The organism is Polynucleobacter sp. es-MAR-4 (assembly GCF_018882055.1).
In the GTDB taxonomy this organism is placed as follows: domain Bacteria; phylum Pseudomonadota; class Gammaproteobacteria; order Burkholderiales; family Burkholderiaceae; genus Polynucleobacter.
Genome location: NZ_JACVPF010000001.1, coordinates 757,127 through 779,304 on the forward strand (window position 1 = coordinate 757,127; position 22,178 = coordinate 779,304).

General features: G+C 47.6%; 19 protein-coding genes and 1 pseudogene. 1 reads left to right on the forward strand and 19 read right to left on the reverse strand.

What is annotated here, in order from left to right; all coding sequences use genetic code 11:
- Positions 1 to 25: 25 nt before the first annotated feature.
- From ICN16_RS03825 to ICN16_RS03845, 5 genes are read right to left on the reverse strand one after another with little or no spacing between them, the layout of a single operon-like run.
- Positions 26 to 1,813 (reverse strand): acyl-CoA dehydrogenase, encoded by a 1,788-nt coding sequence (locus ICN16_RS03825; protein WP_216134269.1) that lies wholly within the window; start codon positions 1,811 to 1,813, stop codon positions 26 to 28.
- A gap of 54 nt (positions 1,814 to 1,867) precedes the next feature.
- Positions 1,868 to 2,803 (reverse strand): electron transfer flavoprotein subunit alpha/FixB family protein, encoded by a 936-nt coding sequence (locus tag ICN16_RS03830; protein ID WP_216134272.1) that lies wholly within the window; start codon positions 2,801 to 2,803, stop codon positions 1,868 to 1,870.
- Positions 2,804 to 3,553: an electron transfer flavoprotein subunit beta/FixA family protein gene (locus ICN16_RS03835; RefSeq protein WP_216134275.1), complete on the reverse strand. Its 750-nt coding sequence runs from the start codon at positions 3,551 to 3,553 to the stop codon at positions 2,804 to 2,806.
- A 58-nt stretch (positions 3,554 to 3,611) separates the two neighbouring features.
- Positions 3,612 to 5,264: an acyl-CoA synthetase gene (locus ICN16_RS03840; RefSeq protein ID WP_216134278.1), complete on the reverse strand. Its 1,653-nt coding sequence runs from the start codon at positions 5,262 to 5,264 to the stop codon at positions 3,612 to 3,614.
- 48 nt (positions 5,265 to 5,312) lie between these two features.
- Positions 5,313 to 6,233 carry a histone deacetylase family protein gene (locus ICN16_RS03845; protein WP_216134280.1) on the reverse strand — a complete coding sequence of 307 codons (921 nt, stop codon included), beginning with the start codon at positions 6,231 to 6,233 and terminating at the stop codon, positions 5,313 to 5,315.
- Between the two features lie 83 nt (positions 6,234 to 6,316).
- Between ICN16_RS03845 and ICN16_RS03850 the strand changes: the two genes are divergently transcribed.
- Positions 6,317 to 7,573, forward strand: a complete 1,257-nt coding sequence (locus ICN16_RS03850; RefSeq protein WP_216134283.1) for a lytic transglycosylase domain-containing protein — start codon at positions 6,317 to 6,319, stop codon at positions 7,571 to 7,573.
- A gap of 10 nt (positions 7,574 to 7,583) precedes the next feature.
- On the opposite strand, the gene cysM is transcribed toward ICN16_RS03850, so the two are convergent.
- The 14 genes and pseudogenes from cysM to serC form a co-directional block, all read right to left on the reverse strand.
- Positions 7,584 to 8,495, reverse strand: coding sequence for a cysteine synthase CysM (gene cysM / locus ICN16_RS03855; protein ID WP_216134300.1), 912 nt, complete (start codon positions 8,493 to 8,495; stop codon positions 7,584 to 7,586).
- A gap of 41 nt (positions 8,496 to 8,536) precedes the next feature.
- Entirely contained in the window at positions 8,537 to 8,932 is a 396-nt protein-coding gene (locus ICN16_RS03860; protein ID WP_216134303.1) for a helix-hairpin-helix domain-containing protein, read from the reverse strand.
- Positions 8,933 to 9,029: 97 nt separating this feature from the next.
- On the reverse strand, positions 9,030 to 10,049 hold the full coding sequence (gene rfaD, locus ICN16_RS03865) for an ADP-glyceromanno-heptose 6-epimerase (RefSeq protein WP_216134306.1): 1,020 nt from the start codon (positions 10,047 to 10,049) through the stop codon (positions 9,030 to 9,032).
- Complete coding sequence (rfaE1, locus tag ICN16_RS03870) at positions 10,046 to 10,975, reverse strand: D-glycero-beta-D-manno-heptose-7-phosphate kinase (RefSeq protein WP_216134309.1); 930 nt, start codon at positions 10,973 to 10,975, stop codon at positions 10,046 to 10,048. Before rfaE1 ends, rfaD begins: the two co-directional genes overlap by 4 nt.
- Positions 10,976 to 11,016: 41 nt before the next feature.
- A complete protein-coding gene (locus ICN16_RS03875) occupies positions 11,017 to 12,381 on the reverse strand; it encodes a UDP-glucose/GDP-mannose dehydrogenase family protein (protein WP_216134312.1) in 1,365 nt (454 codons plus the stop codon).
- Positions 12,382 to 12,427: 46 nt separating this feature from the next.
- Positions 12,428 to 13,639 carry a lipopolysaccharide assembly protein LapB gene (gene lapB, locus ICN16_RS03880; protein ID WP_216134315.1) on the reverse strand — a complete coding sequence of 404 codons (1,212 nt, stop codon included), beginning with the start codon at positions 13,637 to 13,639 and terminating at the stop codon, positions 12,428 to 12,430.
- 108 nt (positions 13,640 to 13,747) lie between these two features.
- A pseudogene (locus ICN16_RS03885) lies at positions 13,748 to 14,044 on the reverse strand (integration host factor subunit beta); the annotation flags it as partial.
- A gap of 52 nt (positions 14,045 to 14,096) precedes the next feature.
- Complete coding sequence (rpsA, locus tag ICN16_RS03890) at positions 14,097 to 15,770, reverse strand: 30S ribosomal protein S1 (protein ID WP_215301598.1); 1,674 nt, start codon at positions 15,768 to 15,770, stop codon at positions 14,097 to 14,099.
- 143 nt (positions 15,771 to 15,913) lie between these two features.
- A complete protein-coding gene (gene cmk / locus ICN16_RS03895; protein WP_216134318.1) occupies positions 15,914 to 16,576 on the reverse strand; it encodes a (d)CMP kinase in 663 nt (220 codons plus the stop codon).
- A 12-nt stretch (positions 16,577 to 16,588) separates the two neighbouring features.
- Positions 16,589 to 17,908 carry a 3-phosphoshikimate 1-carboxyvinyltransferase gene (gene aroA / locus ICN16_RS03900; protein ID WP_216135646.1) on the reverse strand — a complete coding sequence of 440 codons (1,320 nt, stop codon included), beginning with the start codon at positions 17,906 to 17,908 and terminating at the stop codon, positions 16,589 to 16,591.
- Between the two features lie 8 nt (positions 17,909 to 17,916).
- Positions 17,917 to 18,798: a prephenate dehydrogenase/arogenate dehydrogenase family protein gene (locus ICN16_RS03905; protein WP_216134321.1), complete on the reverse strand. Its 882-nt coding sequence runs from the start codon at positions 18,796 to 18,798 to the stop codon at positions 17,917 to 17,919.
- 33 nt (positions 18,799 to 18,831) lie between these two features.
- A complete protein-coding gene (gene hisC / locus ICN16_RS03910; protein ID WP_216134324.1) occupies positions 18,832 to 19,959 on the reverse strand; it encodes a histidinol-phosphate transaminase in 1,128 nt (375 codons plus the stop codon).
- Complete coding sequence (gene pheA / locus ICN16_RS03915) at positions 19,956 to 21,050, reverse strand: prephenate dehydratase (protein ID WP_216134326.1); 1,095 nt, start codon at positions 21,048 to 21,050, stop codon at positions 19,956 to 19,958. Before pheA ends, hisC begins: the two co-directional genes overlap by 4 nt.
- Complete coding sequence (serC, locus tag ICN16_RS03920; protein WP_216134329.1) at positions 21,050 to 22,147, reverse strand: 3-phosphoserine/phosphohydroxythreonine transaminase; 1,098 nt, start codon at positions 22,145 to 22,147, stop codon at positions 21,050 to 21,052. The genes pheA and serC overlap by 1 nt, the downstream gene beginning before the upstream one ends.
- Positions 22,148 to 22,178 lie beyond the last annotated feature (31 nt).

Sequence of the window (22,178 nt, forward strand, 5' to 3'; positions counted from 1 at the left end):
ACTGGCAATGAAAGTTATTTAAGCCTTAAAACTGCTCCGCTGTCAGCGCATTAGTAGATTGCCCACTCTCAAGAATCGATGTTGCGAGAGCTTGAGATTGCGGCAATAGATTTTCTGCAAAAAAGCGTGCCGTGGCAATCTTGGCATCATAGAAATTGGGATCGCCCGCCCGTAACTCTTGCGCAGCCAATAAAGCACGTGCCATCTGCCATGCGCCCAATACCAAGCCACATAAACGTAAATAAGCAAAGCTACCTGCATACACTGCTTTGATATCTGTTTTTGCATTCGACACAATGTAAGCCACCGAGGATTCAAATACTTCTCGTGCTGCAGTTAATTGCTTTAAAACAGCCTTTGCATCTGCGGTGCCGCTGCTTGCGAGATCTTTTTCAGTTTGCTGGATTTTTTCAGAGAACAGCTTTGCAGTTGCGCCACCATCACGCACTGTTTTTCTACCGATCAGATCATTTGCCTGAATAGCTGTAGTGCCTTCATAGATCGTCAGAATACGAGCATCACGATAGTGTTGTGCTGCGCCAGTCTCCTCAATGAAACCCATGCCGCCATGCACCTGCACACCTAAACTGGCAACCTCAATTGACATCTCGGTGGAGAAACCCTTCACAATTGGAACCAGGAATTCATATATCGCTTGATTCTGCTTGCGAGCCACTTCATCTGGGGATGCATGCTGCGCATCGTATGCAGCTGCGGCGTAATACGCCAAGGCTCTAGATGCCTCAATGTAGCCACGCATAGTCATCAGCATCCGCTTCACATCGGGCTGATGAATAATTGCCACAGGACCTGGGGAGCCAGCTAGATCGCGACTCTGAACTCGGTCCTTGGCGTACTGCACTGCCTTTTGATATGCGCGCTCTGCGACTGCAATACCTTGCATACCAACTGCAAAGCGAGCGGCGTTCATCATGACAAACATGTATTCCAGGCCACGATTTTCTTCGCCAACTAAGTAGCCGATTGCACCGCCATGATCGCCGAACTGCAAGACTGCTGTTGGACTGGCCTTGATGCCAAGCTTGTGCTCTATCGAGACACAATGAACATCATTACGCTCGCCTAGCGAACCATTCGCATTCACCAAGAACTTCGGCACCACAAATAAAGAGATGCCCTTCACGCCTTCTGGTGCATCTGGTGTTCTAGCTAATACGAGATGGACAATATTCTTTGCCATATCGTGTTCACCATAGGTGATGTAGATCTTGGTACCGAAAATTTTGTATGTGCCGTCAGCATCAGGCACGGCACGAGAACGAACCATCGATAAATCGGAGCCTGCTTGAGGCTCAGTGAGGCACATGGATCCAGTCCACTCCCCAGAGATCATCTTAGGTACATAGCGCTCTTGTAACTCAGGGCTTGCTGCAGTCAATAAAGCCTCAATCGCACCATCAGTCAACATCGGACATAAGGCGAACGACAAACTAGCTGAATGCACCATCTCAAAGCAGGCGGTGGCAATCAGCTTAGGCAAGCCTTGACCGCCAAACTCTGCAGGGTGAACAACACCCTGCCAACCTGCTGCAGCAAATTGTTCAAAAGCCTCTTTGAAACCAGGAGAAGTAGTGACGACCCCGTCCTTTAATGAACTAGGGTGTTGATCTCCTGGCCAATTGAGAGGTGCTACAACGTCTTGATTAAATTTGGCAGACTCTTCCAGAATCGCTGGGGCTAAATCGACATCAGCACCTGCCTCAACATAGGAGGGATAGGAAACAACCTCAGATAGCCCCGCTAGTTCGTTCATCACAAACAGCATGTCTTTAACTGGGGCTACATACGGCATAAGTATTCCTATGGATCGGGGGTAAAGATGGTTAAAAAGATATCCTGAGTCGCCTTAACCGAGTAAGTTAGTCAATTCAGGAACGGCAGTATTTAAATCCGCAACTAAGCCGTAATCTGCAACACTAAAGATTGGTGCTTCAGGATCCTTATTAATCGCTACGATTACTTTAGAGTCTTTCATACCGGCTAGATGCTGAATTGCACCAGAGATGCCTACTGCGATATACAGCTGCGGAGCAACAATCTTGCCGGTCTGACCCACTTGGTAGTCATTTGGAACATAGCCCGCGTCCACTGCGGCACGTGATGCCCCAAGAGCTGCACCCAGCTTGTCCGCTAAAGGTACAACAATCTCTTGATATTTCTCTCCGGAACCTAAACCACGACCACCGGATACGATGATCTTGGCAGCAGTAAGCTCGGGACGATCCGACTTCGTCAACTCACGACCAACAAAAGAGGATTGAGATTTGCTGTCAGCAGCTGATGCTTTTTCTACTACGGCAGATCCACCACTTGCAGCGACCGGATCAAACCCGGTAGTACGAACCGTAATGACCTTGACTGGATCGCTAGACTGGACAGTAGCAATAGCATTACCTGCATAAATCGGACGCTCAAAGGTATCAGGCGAGATAACTTTGGTGATATCCGATAACTGCGCTACATCCAACTTAGCAGCAACGCGTGGCAATACGTTCTTGCCGTTGGCAGTTGCGGGCGCCAGGATATGGCTATAGTCATTAGCAATGGAGAGAATCTGCGCAGCTAAAGGTTCAGCGAGTTGGTCAGCCAAAGATGTAGCATCCACTTGAATCACTTTGCGCACTCCAGCGATTTGAGCGGCAGCGGAAGCAGCGGTATCGGCACCACTACCAGCAACCAATACATCCACCTCAGGGGAGCACTGCAAGGCGGCCGCTACCGCATTAAGCGTAGCTGCCCTCAAAGATTGATTGTCGTGTTCAGCAATAACGAGTGCGGCCATTTAAATCACCTTCGCTTCATTTTTAAGTTTATCTACCAAAGCTGCTACATCAGCCACCATCACACCAGCAGAGCGCTTTGGCGGCTCTTCCACTTTGAGGGTTTTAAGGCGTGGAGCAATGTCAACTCCCAGCTCCTCAGGCTTCACAATTTCCAAGGTCTTCTTCTTGGCTTTCATGATGTTTGGCAAAGTCACATAGCGCGGCTCATTCAAACGCAAGTCAGTTGTAATGACTGCCGGCAAAGTAATTGCAATCGTTTCTAAACCACCATCAACTTCACGAGTCACATTTGCTTTGCCGTCGGCAACAACGACTTTGGAGGCAAAAGTTGCTTGCGGAATATCCATTAAGCTAGCCAGCATCTGACCTGTCTGATTGCTATCGTCATCAATTGCTTGTTTACCCAGAATGACGATCTGTGCCTGCTCTTTTTCAGATAGCGCCTTAAGAATTTTCGCCACTGCCAATGGCTGTAACTCAGCATCAGTCTCAACTAAGATAGCGCGATCAGCGCCAATCGCTAAAGCAGTACGGAGAGTTTCTTGACATTGAGTAGGGCCAGCAGAAACTACAAGTACCTCAGTAGCAACTCCAGCCTCTTTTAATCGAACAGCCTCTTCAACTGCAATCTCATCAAAAGGATTCATGCTCATTTTGACGTTTGCTAGATCGACACCAGAGTTATCTGATTTCACCCGAATTTTGACGTTGTAATCAACGACACGCTTTACTGCTACTAAGATTTTCATGCTGAATTCTCTATTTTTGAGTAACTTTTCTATTTTATCCGTCTAGCACCAAGTAAGGCTAGACGTCGATTGCTGAAGCGGATCCGGCCTGCTTGCGCAATTCAAACTTCTGGATCTTCCCGGTAGAGGTCTTGGGTAGCTCACAAAACACAATGGCTCTTGGCACCTTAAAACCAGCCAGATGCTGTTTGCAATGAGCAATGATGTCAGCGGGCGTCACTTCCATGCCAGGCTTAATTTCTAAGAAGGCGCAAGGTGTCTCACCCCACTTATCGTCGGGCTTGGCAACTACTGCAGCAGCAATGACTGCCGGGTGACGATAGAGAACATCCTCAACCTCTACAGAGGAAATATTTTCCCCACCAGAGATGATGATGTCCTTACTGCGATCTTTCATCTTCACGTAACCATCGGGATTCATTACCGCCAAATCTCCCGAATGGAACCAGCCGCCCTCAAAAGCCTCTTTGGTTGCCTTCTCATTCTTCAGATAACCCTTCATGGCGATATTGCCCTTGAACATAATCTCCCCCATCGTCTCGCCGTCAGCGGGAACGGGTTCGAGGGTTTCCGGATTAAGAACGGCGATTGCTTGCTGCATGTGATAGCGAACACCTTGACGAGCATTCAGGCGAGCCCTCTCTCCAATATCAAGCTCATTCCACTCATCCTGCTTCACACAAACTGCTGCGGGACCATAGACTTCGGTTAACCCATATACGTGGGTTAAATCAAAGCCGAGCTTTTCCATGCCCTCGATGATGGAGGCAGGAGGTGCGGCACCAGCGATTAGACCCTTCACGCCAGCAGGCACACCTTCTTTTAATTCATCAGGGGCATTCACTAATAGGTTGTGCACAATCGGGGCGGCGCAGTAATGCGTAACACCATGCTCCTTAATGGCGGCAAAAATATGTTGTGCATCAACACGACGTAGGCAGACATTAATACCCGCACGGGCTGCTATCGTCCATGGGAAGCACCAACCATTGCAATGGAACATCGGAAGCGTCCAAAGATAGGTGGGATGCTTGTTGATATCCCAATCCAAAATATTCGATACGGCATTGATTGCCGCACCACGATGGTGATAGACCACGCCCTTTGGATTACCGGTTGTCCCCGAGGTGTAATTCAAGCAAATTGCTTGCCACTCATCCGCAGGGACTTGCCATGCAAATTGAGGATCACCCTCAGACAGAAATTTTTCGTAAGTGAGTTTGCCGAGCTTTTCGCCAGGAACATCAAACTCTTTTTCCTCGACATCAATCACTAAAAATTCACGACCACTTTCTTTCTTAGCAATCTCGAGAGCTTTTTTCATTACTCCAGAAAATTCTGGATCTACGATCACAACTTTTGCCTCACCGTGATTAAGCATAAAGGCGACTGACTCTGGATCCAGGCGGGTATTCAAGGCATTTAATACCGCTCCAGCCATCGGAATTCCAAAATGTGCCTCTACCATTGACGGCGTATTGGGCAACATCACGGCAACGGTATCACCCAAGCCAATTCCATGCTTTTGCAGAGCGCTTGCTAGGCGACGGCAACGCTCATAAGTCTGACTCCAAGTCTGACGTAATTTGCCATGAATAATTGCCAAACGATCTGGATACACTTCAGCTGATCGCTCAAGAAATAACAGTGGAGTGATCGGAGTAAAGTTTGCTGGGTTACGTTCCAAACCCTGCTCAAAAATATTAGACATGCGTTCCTTGAATATTGGTCTTCTTAAATTCTAGAAATCTAATGGCGCTTAAATATCCGCAAGCGCTTTGACATGCGCCACCACGCTACGCCCCAAGGCGGAGAGGTTGTAACCACCCTCTAGGCAACTAACGATACGACCCTGAGCATATTGATTTGCAATCCCTTTAAGCTGCTTAGTAATCCAGGCGTAGTCATCCTCTACCAAACCCATCTGCCCTAGATCATCCTCACGATGAGCATCAAAGCCTGCGGAAATAATAATGAGCTCTGGTTCAAAGTCTCTTAAGCGGGGTAACCACTGCTCTTCCACTATCGAGCGCACCACATCCCCACGAGTCGACGCAGGAAGCGGGACATTCACCATATTATTTGCCCCATCTAAACCACTGTACGGGTAAAACGGGTGTTGGAAGAAACTGCACATCAGTACATTGGGGTCATTAAAAAAAGCTGCTTCAGTCCCGTTGCCATGATGCACATCAAAATCAATAATGGCCACACGTTCGATGCCATAGGTCTCCATCGCATATCGTGCCGCTACAGCAACGTTATCAAAGACACAAAATCCCATGGAGCGAGTTGGCTCTGCATGGTGGCCTGGGGGGCGAACTGCACAAAATACATTTTCAACTTCACCCTTCATAACCGCATCAACACCAGCAATGGCAGCGCCTGCTGCACGCAGCGCAGCGCTCCAGGTATGAGGGTTCATAATGGTGTCACCATCAAGCATGAAGTAACCACTAGCCGGTGAACGCTCTTTAACAAAAGCAATATGATCTGGGCTGTGCACTAACTCTAGTTGATCTTCAGTTGCCAGCGGCGCATCAAGATGGTGCAGAAAGCGATCTATGCCACTGCGAATGAGTTGATCATTAATTGCCTGAATGCGCTCTGGGCACTCGGGATGGTGGCTACCCATCTCATGTTTTAGAAAATCTGGATGAGTTATGTATCCTGTTGTCATTACTAGTAATCCTCAATAGCAAAACTGTAGTTTTTATAATGTAATAAAACCTGCCAAGCCCTCAAAAACTCACTTACCTGTCTATGAATTTTCGCGTCTCCCACCTTACTGCAACAATATTCATAGCGCTACTGCTTAGCGCCTGCTCTAGCACCCCTACTCAGCAAGTTAGCCCTACAGAGACTATCGTAAACCAGTCTGAGGATGCGGCGACAGAAGCCCGTTTTAGCCAAAACCTCAACCAGTTAATTGCCCAAATTGCCCAGACCCAAGGAATCCCTCAGGCAAGCCTTGAATCAGGGTTCTCAGATGCTAAAACTATTCCATCCATACGCAAATTGGTGTTACCCCCATCGGGCACCTTTAAAAAGAATTGGGTAGCCTATCGAAAGCGCTTTATTGAGCCAGTTCGCCTTAAGGCTGGTAAGGCCTTTTGGGAGCAAAACCAGGCATTCCTAACTAAGGTTGAGCAAGAATCAGGCGTCCCGGCTGAAGTCATCGTCTCCATTATTGGGATTGAAACTATCTATGGCCGTCAAACGGGCAACTTTAGAGTAAAAGATGTGCTCTCCACCTTAGCCTTTAGTTATCCGGACACACCCAATAAAGCCCGTCGAGAACAGCTATTTAAAGACCAGCTTCAAGAACTCATTCTTATGTGCTGGACTGAGGGCGGCGGAACCCTTCCTGCAAAAAATAGCAGCCAGGGCTTGAACCCAGTACGATTTAATGCATGTCTAAATCAAAACAGCTCCTATGCTGGTGCGATTGGTCTGCCACAGTTCATGCCAAGCAGTATTCGCAGCTTCGCAGTAGATGGTGATGGAGACGGGCGTATTGATCTCAAGCAAAGCCCTAAAGATGCTATTGCCAGTGTGGCTAATTTTATGAAGAAGCATGGCTGGCAGTCTGGCATGCCGATTTACTTCCCCGTACAGGAAGGAGCGGTCAGTGAGGCGAGAGCATTAGCTGATGGCGAACCTCAATTGAAATATTCCGTCCAAGATCTGATCACAAAAGGCATTTTGACTAAAGAGCAAGGGGATCTTCAGGCAGGTGGTGTTGAGCCACAAAGCAAAGCGCTCATTGTCGATCTCCCCTACCCCGACAAGGATGGCAATGATCAGGTTCGTTATGTAGTGGGTTTAAATAATTTCCTGACAATCGTGCAGTACAACCGCAGCTACTTTTACGCACAAAGTGTTGCCGAGTTTGCAGAAGCCTTGGGATATAAGAATCAAAGCGTGGTACCCGCCGTCACAAGTAAAGCAAAGCCAGAAGTAAAGTCAGGCGAAGCAGTCAAACCCAAGAAGACTGCTAGCAAGAAAAAGCAGAAGTAGACGAAATCGCTTACGCTGGGAAAACGCCAGTCGAAAGGTAGCGATCACCACGGTCACACACGATAAAGACAATCGTAGCGTTTTCCACCTGGCGAGCAATTCGCAAGGCAACCACTAAAGCACCGCCAGCTGAAATGCCGCAGAAGATACCCTCTTCAGCCGCAAGGCGGCGAGCCATCTCTTCAGCATCCGCTTGGCTCACATACTCAATGCGATCAACCTTATCGCCTTGATAAATCTTCGGCAGATATTCTGGAGCCCATTTACGAATTCCGGGAATCTGCGAGCCCTCTTCTGGCTGCGCACCAATAATCTGAATATCAGGGTTCATGGACTTCAGGTATGTAGAAACTCCGGTAATTGTTCCGGTAGTCCCCATTGCTGAAATAAAGTGGGTAATCTGACCATCGGTATCACGCCAGATTTCTGGGCCAGTGGTCTCGATATGAGCGCGTGGGTTATCCGGATTAGCGAATTGATCAAGCAATCTGCCGCGGCCCTCTTTCTGTAATTGCAATGCATAGTCACGAGCAAACTCCATACCACCAGAGGCTGCCGTCAGAATTAACTCGGCACCATAAGCAGCCATGCTCTGTCGACGCTCAATACTCTGGTTCTCGGGCATCACCAAAACCATCTTATAGCCCAACATTGCAGCAGTCATCGCCAAAGCAATGCCGGTATTGCCGCTGGTAGCCTCAATGAGAGTGTCACCCGGTTTAATTTCGCCACGCTCTTGTGCGCGCAAGATCATCGACAGCGCAGGCCGATCCTTAACCGACCCCGCCGGATTGTTACCTTCCAACTTCCCTAAGATCAGATTATTTTTGGAATCGTTTTCAGCGCCAGGAATACGTTGTAAACGAACCAAGGGTGTATTACCCACGGTCTGTGAAATAGTTAAGTAAGAAGGTGTGCTCATGAAACCATTTTAGCCATAAGCTAGGCTAGACGTAAAAGGGTTTAATTTCGGCGACCTGGTTCCGCACGATCCGGATTATGGCGAGAGCTACTTTGACCGCGCGAGCCACGTCTGCTAGCCTTGGAGCCCTCTTTGTTGGTCCTACCGTGGGGCTCGCGAAAGGAACTTGGTGCCTCAATGGTCAAGCCGTTATCCACCATCTTTTCAACCGATTTCATACCAATGCCACGCACGCGTTTTTGCAAATCATTAGCATCCTGAAAATGACCCCCATCCAAACGTTCAGCAATAATAGTTTTCGCTTTAGATGGCCCGATACCTTTAATACTCTCTAACTCAGACTGAGTTGCGGTATTGACGTTTACCGGTGAGGCAGCGGCCAATCCTGAAACGGCTACAAATACTGAAAATACTAAGGACTTTAATAATTGATTCATTTAATCTCCATCAGTTAATAAAAAATCCACTCACACGAAGTGCAAGTGGATCAGTTACAACGAATGAAGATTCAGTCGGTTTACTTTTTTTAACTACTTATAGCGGGCTTGCTAAGAAATCTGCATTGGCTGATAGCCAGGCAATATAACGACTGACACCCTGCTCCACATTCAGGAAAGGTTCTGAGTATCCAGCGGCGCGTAGCTTGGTTAAATCCGCTTGCGTAAAGCACTGGTACTTGCCTTTGAGCGCATCTGGGAAGGGAATGTATTCAATCGCCTTTTCTTTTACCAACTCTTCTAGGCTAGCAGGATTGGCATTGTCGATTTTGCGCATGGCATTAGCTACCGCGTGAGCAACATCATTAAATGGTTGCGCGCGGCCACTACCAAGATTGAAGATGCCGCTGATTTCTGGATGATCCAAGAAATAAAGATTTACTTTAACCACGTCTTCCACTGAGACAAAGTCACGACTTTGCTCGCCAGCACCATAGCCGCCATATTCGCCAAAGAGTTTAACTTTGCCATTGGCCTTGTACTGATGGTATTGATGAAAGGCTACTGAGGCCATACGACCTTTGTGGGATTCACGTGGTCCGTAGACATTGAAGTATCTGAATCCAACTACCTGTGCAGTGTTAGATTTTTCAGCAAAACGCTTACGCATCACTTGATCAAATAAAAACTTGGAGTAGCCATAAATATTTAACGGCTTCTCATGCTCGCGACTCTCTACAAACACATCAGAGCCACCATAAGTTGCTGCCGAAGAGGCATAGAGCAATTGCACTTTTTGCTCTGTACAGATATCAAGCAAGTCCATGGTGTAACGGAAATTATTAGCCATCATGAAGATGCCGTCAGTTTCCATCGTATCGGAGCAAGCACCCTCATGAAACACTGCCTTGACCTTACCAAAACGACCACTTCTAAATGCCTCTAGAAACTCATCTTTATCGAGATAGTCGATGATGTCTAAGTCTGCAAGATTGCGATACTTATCGGCGGGACGTAAATCATCAACCGCAATAATATTTTTTTCGCCACGCGCATTAAGCGCTTGAACAATATTGGCGCCAATAAATCCAGCAGCGCCAGTTACGATAATTGTCATTGCAATTCCTCTGAAGTAACGGTGGCGGTTCCTAGCTTGCCAACCACAATACCACCAGCCCGATTAGCCAAGGCCATCGCCCTTTCAAGTGGCCAACCTGCCGCTAATGCTACGGCGAGTGTGCCAATAACAGTATCACCTGCACCAGACACATCAAATACTTCACGTGCCTGCGCCTTCACATGGCTGACGCCAGCTTCAGTGAATAAACTCATACCCTCTTCAGAGCGGGTGAGTAGCAAAGCCTCAAGATTTAAAGATTTCCTGAGGTCTTGCGCTCTTTTAGTGAGATCTTCTTCGCCAGTCCATTGACCAACTACCTGACGCAATTCGCTACGATTTGGAGTAAGTACCGTGGCACCACGATATTTAGCATAGTCATCCCCCTTAGGGTCAACCAAGATCATTTTCTTTTGAGCGCGAGCCTGCTCAATCATTAAAGCAACTTGGCCTAATGCGCCTTTGCCGTAGTCAGACAAAATCACCACATCAGCATCGCCCACAAGCTTCTCGTAACGCTCCAACTTATGTGCGAGGGCTGACTCACTAGGAGCCTCTTCAAAATCCAAACGAATCAATTGCTGTTGTCTTGCGATGACACGTAGCTTCACAGTTGTTGGTACTTTGCCATCAACTTCTAATTGACTATCAACACCACTCGATTTCAGTAAGTCAGTGACGCGACGTCCTGGCTCATCATCGCCAATCACACCCAAAATCGTCGTCTTAGCGCCAAGAGCTGCAACGTTACGAGCTACGTTAGCAGCGCCACCTAAACGCTCATCAATCTTGCCTACCTGGACCACCGGAACTGGCGCCTCAGGAGAAATCCGATTTGTATCACCAAACCAATAGCGATCCAGCATGACATCGCCCACTACCAATAAACGGGCTTTAGAAAATTGTTCTCGGTTAGCTTTTTCCACGATGTAACTAATCTCTCTAATAGATTCTTTTTTACTAATGATTAATTATGACGACCAATACCTTGGTACTCAATGCCTAATTCTTGCATAGCTTGAGGCTCATATAGGTTACGGCCATCAAAGATAATGGGGTTCTTCAAATTGGCTTTGAGGAGATCAAAATCAGGGCTACGGAAAGCTTTCCACTCTGTCACGATTACCAGGGCATCAGCTCCTTGGGTGGCTGTCATCGGATCATCTACCAAAGTGACTTGCTTGAGGCCTTCTGGGTTGCCTTTAAAGTCCATATCGAGGCAATGCTTAGTTTCTGGCATAGCTACTGGGTCGTGGGCTACGATCTGTGCACCACGCTTGACCAACTCCTGGATGATGACGCGACTAGGCGCTTCGCGCATATCGTCCGTGTTTGGTTTGAAGGCTAAACCCCATAAGGCGAACTTCTTGCCAGATAGATCCTTACCGAAACGTTTTTCAATCTTCTCAACCAGGATATATTTTTGTGCTTCGTTTACTGCCTCTACGGCATCGAGGATCTTGAGATCACGGCCATGCTCAATTGCAGTCTTAGATAAGGCGGAGACGTCTTTCGGAAAGCAAGAACCACCATAGCCAGTGCCGGAATACAAAAAGCCGTAACCAATGCGAGAGTCCGAACCAATGCCTTGGCGCACCGCTTCAATATCAGCACCTACTAAGTCTGCCAAATTGGCCAACTCGTTCATAAAAGAAATGCGGGTGGCCAACATCGCATTCGCGGCGTATTTAGTCAGCTCAGCACTTTTGACATCCATGTAGTAGGTACGCTCATGGTGACGATTAAAGGGGGCATATAGTTTGCGCATCTGCTCTTTAGCGCGCAGACCTGCTGGGGTATTTTGCGTACCAATCACAATCCGATCGGGGCGCATAAAGTCTTCCACTGCGGCTCCCTCTTTGAGGAACTCCGGGTTAGAAACTACGGAGCACAACTCTGGTGAGAGAGCTCTCTTTTGAAGCTCTTCGGTAATAGCAGCTTGGACCTTGTCAGCAGTACCCACTGGCACAGTCGATTTATCCACGATTACTTTAGGGGTGGTCATATGGCGACCAATATTGCGAGCAGCTGCCACAACGTACTGCAGATCGGCTGAGCCATCCTCATCAGGAGGAGTGCCAACAGCAATAAACTGAATATCGCCATGGGCAACAGAAGCAGCAATATCAGTGGAGAACTGCAAGCGGCCAGCAGCACGATTGCGCTCAATCATCTCTTTTAAGCCTGGCTCATAAATAGGTACGCCGCCAGAATTGAGAATCTCAATCTTTTTAGGGTCGACGTCTACACAAAAGACGTTATTGCCCTGCTCTGCCAAGCAAGCCCCAGTGACTAGACCGACGTAACCGCTTCCAATGATGGTGACTTTCAAAATATCTCCAAGTAATTCAGTACTAAATTAGTCATTACGATTCAGATTACATTGAAGGGCCGCTAGGAACAGCTCCCTCACTGCGTCTTGGGGAGTAAGCCTCCCAATGATTGCAACCCGGGCACTGCCAATAGAAACGACGCGCACGGAAACCACAATTACCGCAGGTATAGCGGGCCAAGCTTGTGGTTCTTTGTTTTAATAAATTCAGTGTTGCCTGCAAATCGGAAACTCTCTCTGGTGTGCCATTACTCTCGGCTAATGCCAGACGAGTCTCTGCCAACTTTGAAAGCGCGCTCAAGCTAGGCGAATGCTGCATCACCTCAACCAGCATGACTTCAGCAGCTTGCGCTCCACGAATCTGAGTCATATGCTTTTGGACAATATCCAGCAGCTCACCAGAAGCTTGAGTCTTTAGCAATTCACAAAGCGCACTTAAGCCTTCATCTGCTTTGTTTAATGCGGCATGAGCCGCCATCCAACGATCTGCTAGTAAATGCATATAAGCAGGATGCGTCTTCGCAATCACTGCCCACACCTCAATTGCTTGAGCTGGACGATCCATCGCAATCAAATAATCGCCTTGCAAAATCAGTGCACGAGCATGATGCGGAACTGCCTGTAACGCCAATTGAATGGATTGCGCGACCTCCGGCAAATCCTTACGGCGTAAAGCCTCTTGACCCAACTCACAATGAAATTGTGCAATCTCCGTATGATGCGATTTTCCTTGCAAGCCTTCGAGTTCGCTAGCGGCAATGATGGCCTTCTTCCAGTCTCGCTCAATTTGATACATCTCAAGCAAGCTCTCTTTCGCAGGGGCGGCAAACTTACCTTCCCCTACGCGATTTAATGAAGCTTCGGCGCGGTCTAATAAACCTGCGCGAAGGAAATCACGGCCCAATTCATAAGCAGCATGATCTCGATCGCGCGGCTTTAAGTCATCGCGATTGGCCAGATGCTGGTGAACTCGAATTGCACGCTCAGTCTCACCACGGCGACGGAATAAATTCCCCAAAGCAAAATGAAGTTCAATTGTTTCGGGATCGAGTTGAGCGATCTTGACCAAGGTTTCGATTGCCTGGTCTGGCTGCTCATTTAATAAAAGGCTTAAGCCTTTGAATGTAGAGCGCTGCTGACGCATGCGCTCGCGCTCATCCATGCGATTCTCAAGACGCAAATCCCAGCGCGAAGCTAGCCAACCAATACCAAACATCACTGGTAACAAGAGTAGCCAAGAGGTTGCGATCTGAATCATGCTGTGCAGAACATCAATAAAAAAATGGTCCGAATGGACCACTGGATATGCGCTATGTGACTAGGCACCAGAACCCTCTTTAGGGCTCACTTGCTTCAGGGGCTTGTAATCAACGCGCTCACGCAATTCTTTGCCAGGCTTGAAATGAGGCACTCGTTTTTCTGGGATCAATACTTTCTCACCAGATTTAGGGTTGCGGCCAGTTCGCGCAGGACGGTGATGCAAAACAAAGCTCCCAACACCGCGTAACTCAATCCGCTTGCCTTCGGCTAAAGCGTGAGTCATCGTGTCTAACAATGTTTTTACCGCTAACTCCACATCTCTTGGTAGCAGCTGGGGAAACTGTTCCGCCAAGCTCTCCACGAGTTCGGAGCGAGTAATTGCTTGTTGCTCTTGATCTGACATGATCTATCAATAAAAAACCGCCGCTCTCCTAATGGAAAGCGGCGATATTGATTTAGCCTTGATTGTCCAACTTCGCTTTCAACAAAGCACCCAAGTTGGTTGTGCCGGACTGCGCATCACCTTGGAGCTTGCTCATAGCGTCTTGTTGGTCAGAGCTGTCTTTAGCTTTGATTGAAAGATTGATTGCACGGGACTTGCGATCAATATTAATGATCATTGCAGTAACAGTGTCACCTTCTTTCAATACATTGCGTGCATCTTCAACGCGATCTGTTGAGATCTCAGAAGCACGTAAGTAAGCTTCAACTTCATCAGCCAAGTGAATAGTTGCACCCTTAGCATCAACAGCCTTCACAGTACCAGTTACAAGGCTACCCTTGTCGCTTACGGATGTGTAGTTATTGAATGGGTCACCAGACAATTGCTTGATACCGAGAGAGATGCGCTCTTTCTCAACATCAATGGCCAATACAGTAGCTTCAACTTCATCGCCTTTTTTGTATTTCTTAACAGCTTCTTCTCCTGGCTCATTCCATGAGAGGTCTGAGAGGTGAACTAAACCGTCGATACCGCCAGGCAAACCAATGAACACACCAAAGTCAGTAATAGACTTGATTGCGCCAGTCAACTTGTCGCCTTTTTGTTGGCCACGTGAGAACTCTTCCCATGGATTTGCTTTGCACTGCTTGATGCCCAAGCTAATACGACGCTTGTCTTCATCAATATCCAGAACCATTACTTCAACTTCGGTTCCTAATGCAGTAGCTTTGCTTGGAGCAACGTTCTTGTTAGTCCAGTCCATTTCAGAAACGTGTACCAAACCTTCGATACCAGATTCGATTTCAACGAACGCGCCGTAGTCAGTCAGGTTAGTTACCTTACCGAATAAACGGGTGTTTGGTGGGTAACGACGAGCGATACCAACCCATGGATCATCACCAAGTTGTTTCACGCCGAGTGAAACACGGTTCTTCTCTTGATCGAACTTCAAAATCTTAGCGGTAACTTCTTGACCTACAGTCAACATCTCGCTTGGGTGACGCACACGACGCCATGCCAAATCGGTAATGTGCAAGAGGCCATCGATACCACCGAGGTCCACGAATGCGCCGTAGTCAGTGATGTTCTTAACGATACCTTGAACAACGCTACCTTCTTTGAGGTTAGACATCAACTTAGCGCGCTCTTCACCTTGGCTAGCTTCAACAACTGCACGACGTGACAACACTACGTTGTTACGCTTGCGGTCAAGCTTGATAACCTTGAACTCCATCGTCTTACCTTCGTAAGGGCTGGTGTCCTTGATTGGGCGTGTATCAACGAGTGATCCAGGCAAGAATGCACGGATACCGTTAACCATAACTGTCAAGCCACCTTTAACCTTACCAGTAACAGTACCGGTAACGATCTCAGCTTGCTCGAGAGCTTTTTCCAAGTTCATCCATGATGCCAAGCGCTTAGCTTTGTCACGGGAAAGGATTGTGTCGCCATAGCCGTTCTCAAGAGCGTCAATAGCAACAGAAACGAAATCGCCAGGAGCTACTTCAATCTCGCCAGCGTCGTTATGGAATTCTTCAACAGGAATAAACGCTTCAGATTTCAATCCAGCGTTAACAACGACGAAGTTATGGTCGATGCGAAGTACTTCAGCCGAAATAACTTGGCCGGTCTTCATATTCGATCGGGTTAATGATTCTTCAAATAGTTCTGCAAATGATTCAGACATTTATATATTCACTTTGTGCCGCCAGAAGGCCTGACGGGTTAGGTTAAAAAAGCCCCAAGAAACACGCTAAATTAGAAAATCGCGTTGTAGAGTTTCTTAAGACGCCAAAACAACTTCTACTGCTGTTTACTACCCACCAAAAACTAAGCTATTTTTGATTGATACCAATCCAAAACCGTCTTAACCGCTTGATCTATCGATAATTCTGATGTTTCAAGCACTTTAGCGCCGTCTGCAACTAACAAAGGTGCGGCACCTCGACTACTGTCTCTGGCATCGCGCTCTTGCAAATCTTGCAGCAAGTCATCGAGTTTAGCAGAAATTCCCTTAGCTATCAATTGCTTATACCGACGTTCGGCTCTAGCCTCAGCCGTTGCCGTCAGAAAAACCTTCAAAACTGCGTCTGGGAATATCACGCTCGCCATGTCACGACCATCAGCAACTAAGCCGGGAGTGAGCCTAAAACCATGCTGAACACCAACTAAAGCCTGTCTAACCTCTGGATGCACCGCAATCGCAGAGGCGCGCAAACCAATACTTTCGGTGCGAATGGCTTCTGTCACATCTTCAGAATTGAGCAGAATTTGGCCATTTTTGAATGAAATCACCAGTTTTTTGGCCAAAATACCCAGTTCTGGGCCATTTTTGACATCAATCGATGCCTTTTGACTTCCCAGAGCCACGAGGCGATAAAGCGCACCGCTATCTAGGTAATGAAAGCCTAATTTTTCCGCTACCAAAGAGGCAACCGTCCCTTTGCCAGAGGCGGTAGGCCCATCAATGGCAATAACTGGGGGCAAATTCATCAAAAGTGATTTCTAAGAAACAATCTTTGCAAATTCTGCAAAGTAAGTTGGGAAGGTTTTTGCAACGCAATTGGGATCATTGATCTGCAGCGCATTAGGGCCAAAAGCGGCTAATGAGAAACACATCGCCATGCGATGGTCATCATAAGTATCAATGCCTTCTGCAGGAGACCTCCAATCAGCCAGTGATGCGGGCGCCTGAACCACGATGTAGTCTGCGCCCTCCTCAACGATAGCTCCGACCTTCTTCAGTTCTTTCGCCATCGCTGCAATACGATCAGTTTCTTTTACGCGCCAACTAGCAATATTATTTAAGCGGGTCGGACCCTCAGCAAACAATGCAGCAATCGCAAGCGTCATCGCTGCATCTGGAATTTCTGTGCAATCAATCGTGATGCCATTGAGTTTGCCATTGGCATTCTTGACACCAGAAACTTCAATCCAATCTTCACCAGAAGAAATTTTGGCGCCCATTAAAGCTAGCGCATCAGCAAAAGCCACATCACCCTGAATGCTCTCGCTTCCAACACCTAAGACACGAACTGGTCCACCACCAATCGCACCAAGCGCCAAGAAGTAAGAAGCAGAAGATGCGTCGCCCTCAACCGATAAAGTGCCAGGGCTTTGATAGACAACATCGGAAGTTTTTGCAGGGATCACAAAAGTTTGCATATCCGGACAAGCAACTTTGATACCAAAGCGCGCCATCAGTTTGAGTGTGATATCGATATAAGGGCGAGAAATCAATTCACCAATCACTTCGATCTTGACGGGCTCTTTTGCCACCAAAGGCAATGCCATCAATAAGGCCGTTAAGAACTGGCTAGAAACATCGCCACGAACCTTCACGACATCTTTGATTTCAATATCAGCTGCAACAATCTTGATGGGTGGATAGCCTTCTTGCAATTCGTAATCAATCGTTGCGCCTACTTGTCGCAATCCATCCACTAGATCCCGAATAGGACGTTCATGCATACGGGGCACACCAGACAAACGGTAGTTACCACCCTGCATAGCTAGCGCTGCAGTCAGTGGGCGCATAGCCGTACCCGCATTACCCATGAAGAGGTCTGCATCCTGGACGGGAAACTTACCGCCGCAGCCCTCGACTATGCAAACTTGATTCTCTTGATCGACTACTGTTAATCCCAGCTGACGCAAAGCATTGCGCATTACCTGAGTATCGTCAGCATCTAATAAATTTTTAAGAGTTGTCGTACCTTTAGAAAGCGCTGCCAACAACAAAACTCGATTGGAAATGCTTTTTGATCCAGGCAACACAATCGAGCCTTGCGCTCTTTTGAATGGGCCAATGTTGATTTCCGGCAAGTTGCTCATCAAAGTACATCCAAATCTTGACGCGCCTTACTTGCCTTATTGAATAACTTCTCTAAACCAGCACCATCATTTTCAGCAATCAACTTACGCATGTGATTGACGATAAGCAGATATTGATCGAGCTCTTTCAGCACTGCCGTGCGATTACCCAAACAAATATCGCGCCACATCTCTGGACTCGAGGCAGCAATACGCGTGAAATCCTTAAAACCTGCACCAACATGACTCAGCTTCTGATCAGCATCTTCAGAATTCACAACGCTAGCCATTAAGGCGTAGGACAGAATATGTGGCAAATGAGAAACAGCTGCGTAGATCGCATCATGCTGGACGCAAGAAATCTTTTTCACGACAGAGCCAACCGACTGCCAAAAGCCTTCGATTAAATCCGTATCCTGAGGAGAATTTTCTTGTAACGGGCAAAGAATCGTTTGCTTGCCTACAAAGAGATCAGCTTTTGCTGCACTCGCGCCATGCTGTGCGCCACCTGCTATTGGATGAGCCGGCACAAACTGACAGGCTTTTTTACCTAGGACTTCCTTGGCAGCCAAAATCACATCACCTTTAGTGCTGCCAGCATCTGTCAACATGGTCCGAGACTCAAGGTGTGGCTCAATCACTTCAAAAGCAGCACGCATCTGCGCCACGGGTACACACAACACAATCACATCAGATTGTTTTGCTGCTTCCACTAAATCGACTACAGCATCAATTGCCCCCATCTTGAGGGCTTGATCTAGATTCTGCGTACTGCGTCCAACACCCAAGACTTTATTAACGACACCCGCTTTTTTAAGAGCTAAACCCAAGGAGGCGCCAATCAAGCCAACACCAACAATAGTGACGGTGCCGTAATTACTGGATGGATTAATGATGGCCATTGACTAATTCAGTTTGTCTATTTTCTTGAATGGCTACTTCGCCAAAATATCTTTGAGCGCGGCGATAAAAGCGGCATTTTCTTCTGGTAAGCCAATGGAAATACGCAGCCATTGTGGCAAACCATAATTACCAACTGGGCGAACAATAATGCCGCGCTTGAGTAACTCTAAGTTAATGCGAGCGCCAGCGTCATTATCCTCACCCACCTTGACCAACACAAAGTTGCCGGCCGATGGGAGATAAGTTAAGCCAAGAGCATCAAAAGCTTGAGTGAGTTGAGCAAAACCAGCGCGATTCAATTCGAAACCTTGCTGCAGGAAAGCAGAATCCTGAAATGCGGCTATTGCTGCTGCTTGCGCAAGACTATTCACATTAAATGGCTGACGAATGCGATTGAGCAAATCGGTCAAAGCGGGTTGAGCTACCCCGTAGCCAATGCGTAAACCTGCCAAACCATATGCCTTAGAGAAGCTGCGCGACAAAATCATATTAGGGAAACGTTTCACCCAAGCAATCGCATCATAGCGTTGATCAGCAGCGAGATATTCGTTATAGGCTTCATCTAAAACCACCACCACATGTGCTGGAACCGCAATGAGGAAATCCTCAATCTCTTTGGCGCTTAAATAACTACCAGTCGGATTATTTGGGTTGGCCACAAATACCAACTTGGCTTTATCGCCAGCAGCTTTTACCGCTTGCAGCATCGCAGGCAAATCATGACCATACATTTTAGTAGCGGCCACTTCTACTGCCTTGGCGCCAACAGCTTGTGTTGCTAGTGGATAAACAGCAAAAGCATGTTTAGAGAAAATGACTTCATCACCGGCTTGAGCGACTGCTCGTGCAGCCAACTCCAAAATGTCGTTACTGCCATTGCCTAAGGTAATCCAATCCGTTGGTACACCCAAGCGCGCTGATAAAACATTTTTTAGCTCAAAACCATTGGAGTCTGGGTAGCGACCCAAGTCACTCGCAGCCCTAAGCATCGCATCTTGTGCTGACTTTGGCATGCCCAATGGATTTTCATTGGATGCCAACTTCACAATCTTGCTTTCATCAAGACCGTATTCGCGCGCAACTTCACTGATAGGTCGCCCACCGACATAGGGCGCTATCGCATGAATGTGCTTTAAACCAATATTGGATTTAGATGTCATGCTGAATGGGGATATGAGCCAAGATTTTTATAAAAGGCAGCTGTTGTTTTCAATTCATCCAATGCTTTGGCCACTTTTGCATCTTCAGCGTGACCAGCAACATCGATATAGAAGTGATACTCCCAAGTGCCTTTACGAGCAGGACGAGATTCAAAACGATTCATGGATACACCATGCTTGGCCAAAGGCTCCAGCAGGCGATGCACGGCACCAGGCTGGTTATCAACTGACAACACTAAAGAAGTTTGATCCTTGCCAGTTGGTTGGCATTCATAAGTGCCGACCACCACAAAGCGCGTGCGATTGTGAGGGTCATCTTGAATCTGCGCAGCAACTGCCTGCAATCCATAAGCCTCTTGCGCAGGATCACCAGCGATAGCTGCTAAGGTAGGATCAATCGAGGCCATGCGAGCTGCCTCAGCATTGCTGCTGACTGCCTGACGCTTTAACTGAGGAGCATGCACACTCAACCACTGTTGGCATTGGGCCAAAGCTTGAGCATGCGCGCAAACGGTTGTGACGCCGTCTAAATTGCCACTCTTAGTTAAGAGATGATGACGAATAGGCAGCACCACTTCGCCACTAATACGCATTGAAGAATCCAAGAGTAAATCCAAAGTACGGGAGATGGCGCCTTCACTAGAATTTTCTACTGGGACAACGCCAAACTGCGCCGCACCCTTCTCTACCGCCTTGAATACTTCGTCAAGACTATTGCAAGGTAAGCCAGCAATCGAGTGGCCAAAATAGGTTTGAGCAGCCTGCTCTGAAAATGTTCCAACTGGTCCGAGATAGGCAATCGTCTGACGAGCCTCTAAGGCACGACAAGCAGACATTACTTCACGCCAAATTGCCGCAATTCCATCAGGTAAGAGTGGGCCCTTGCTGAGCTCTTGTAAGCGCGCAACGACTTGACGCTCACGCTCTGGTCTAAATACCGGCGATGAAAAACCACCTTTGATATGACCCACCTCTTGAGCTGCTTTTGCACGCTGCGACAACAAATCCAAAATCTGCGCGTCTAACGCATCGATCTTGTCGCGGATTGGCGCAAGGCGCTGTTCTTCGGTGCTCTGATCTTTAGAATTCATTAGGCACGCCTTTCAAAGTCACGCATAAATTCGACTAAGGCCTTAACGCCCTCTATCGGCATTGCGTTGTAAATACTGGCACGCATACCGCCAGCAGCCTTGTGACCACGCAGAGCGACTAAGCCTGCTGCATTCGATTGCTCTAAGAACTGAGCATTCAAACGCTCATCCTTCAGGAAGAAGGTGACATTCATGCGAGAGCGATATTCTTTGGTAACGCGATTCTCATACAAGCTACTTTGATCCAAGAAGTTGTAGAGCAAATCCGCTTTTTCTTGATTGCGCTTTTCAATCGCCTTCACACCACCCTGTTTGAGTAACCACTTAAACCCGAGGCCAGCCATGTAAATAGCGAATGTCGGCGGCGTATTCAGCATCGATTGATTCGCAGCTTGCTTTGACCAATCCCAAATTGATGGGGTGATCTTCATACTGTGGCCCATCAGATCTTTACGAACAATCACAATCGTTACGCCAGACGGGCCAATATTTTTCTGAGCCCCACCAAACCAGACGCCGCACTTGCTGACATCCATCTCTTTAGAAAGAATATTGCTAGAGATATCTGCAACTAAAGTTTTGCCATTCACATCCGGCACATCTGGAAACTCAACGCCGCCAATGGTTTCATTGGCACAGTAGTGCACATAGGCAGCATCATCTGAGAGCTGCCATGTAGAACGAGCTGGAATCGTATTAAATTTTTCTGAAGCAGAAGACGCTGCTAGATGTGCAACACCATATTTATCAGCTTCTTTAAAAGACTTTTCTGACCAAATACCAGTTACCAAGAAGTCTGCTTTAGGACCATTCTTGGCAAGACCCATGAGATTCATGGGGATCGCCGCATTCTGACCAAGGCCACCGCCTTGTAGCAACAAGATCTCGTAAGCGTCAGGAATATTCATCAAGGTGCGCAAATCGTGCAACACCTCTTCATAAACCGCCATGAACTCTTTACTGCGGTGACTAATTTCCATCACACTAGTGCCAAGCCCCTGCCAATTCAACATCTCTGCAGCAGCCTGCTGCAATACCTCTTCAGGTACGGTAGCAGGCCCCGCAGCGAAATTGAAAATGCGGCGGTCAAACGTCATGATGAATTAATTAACCTTGTATGAATGCCAA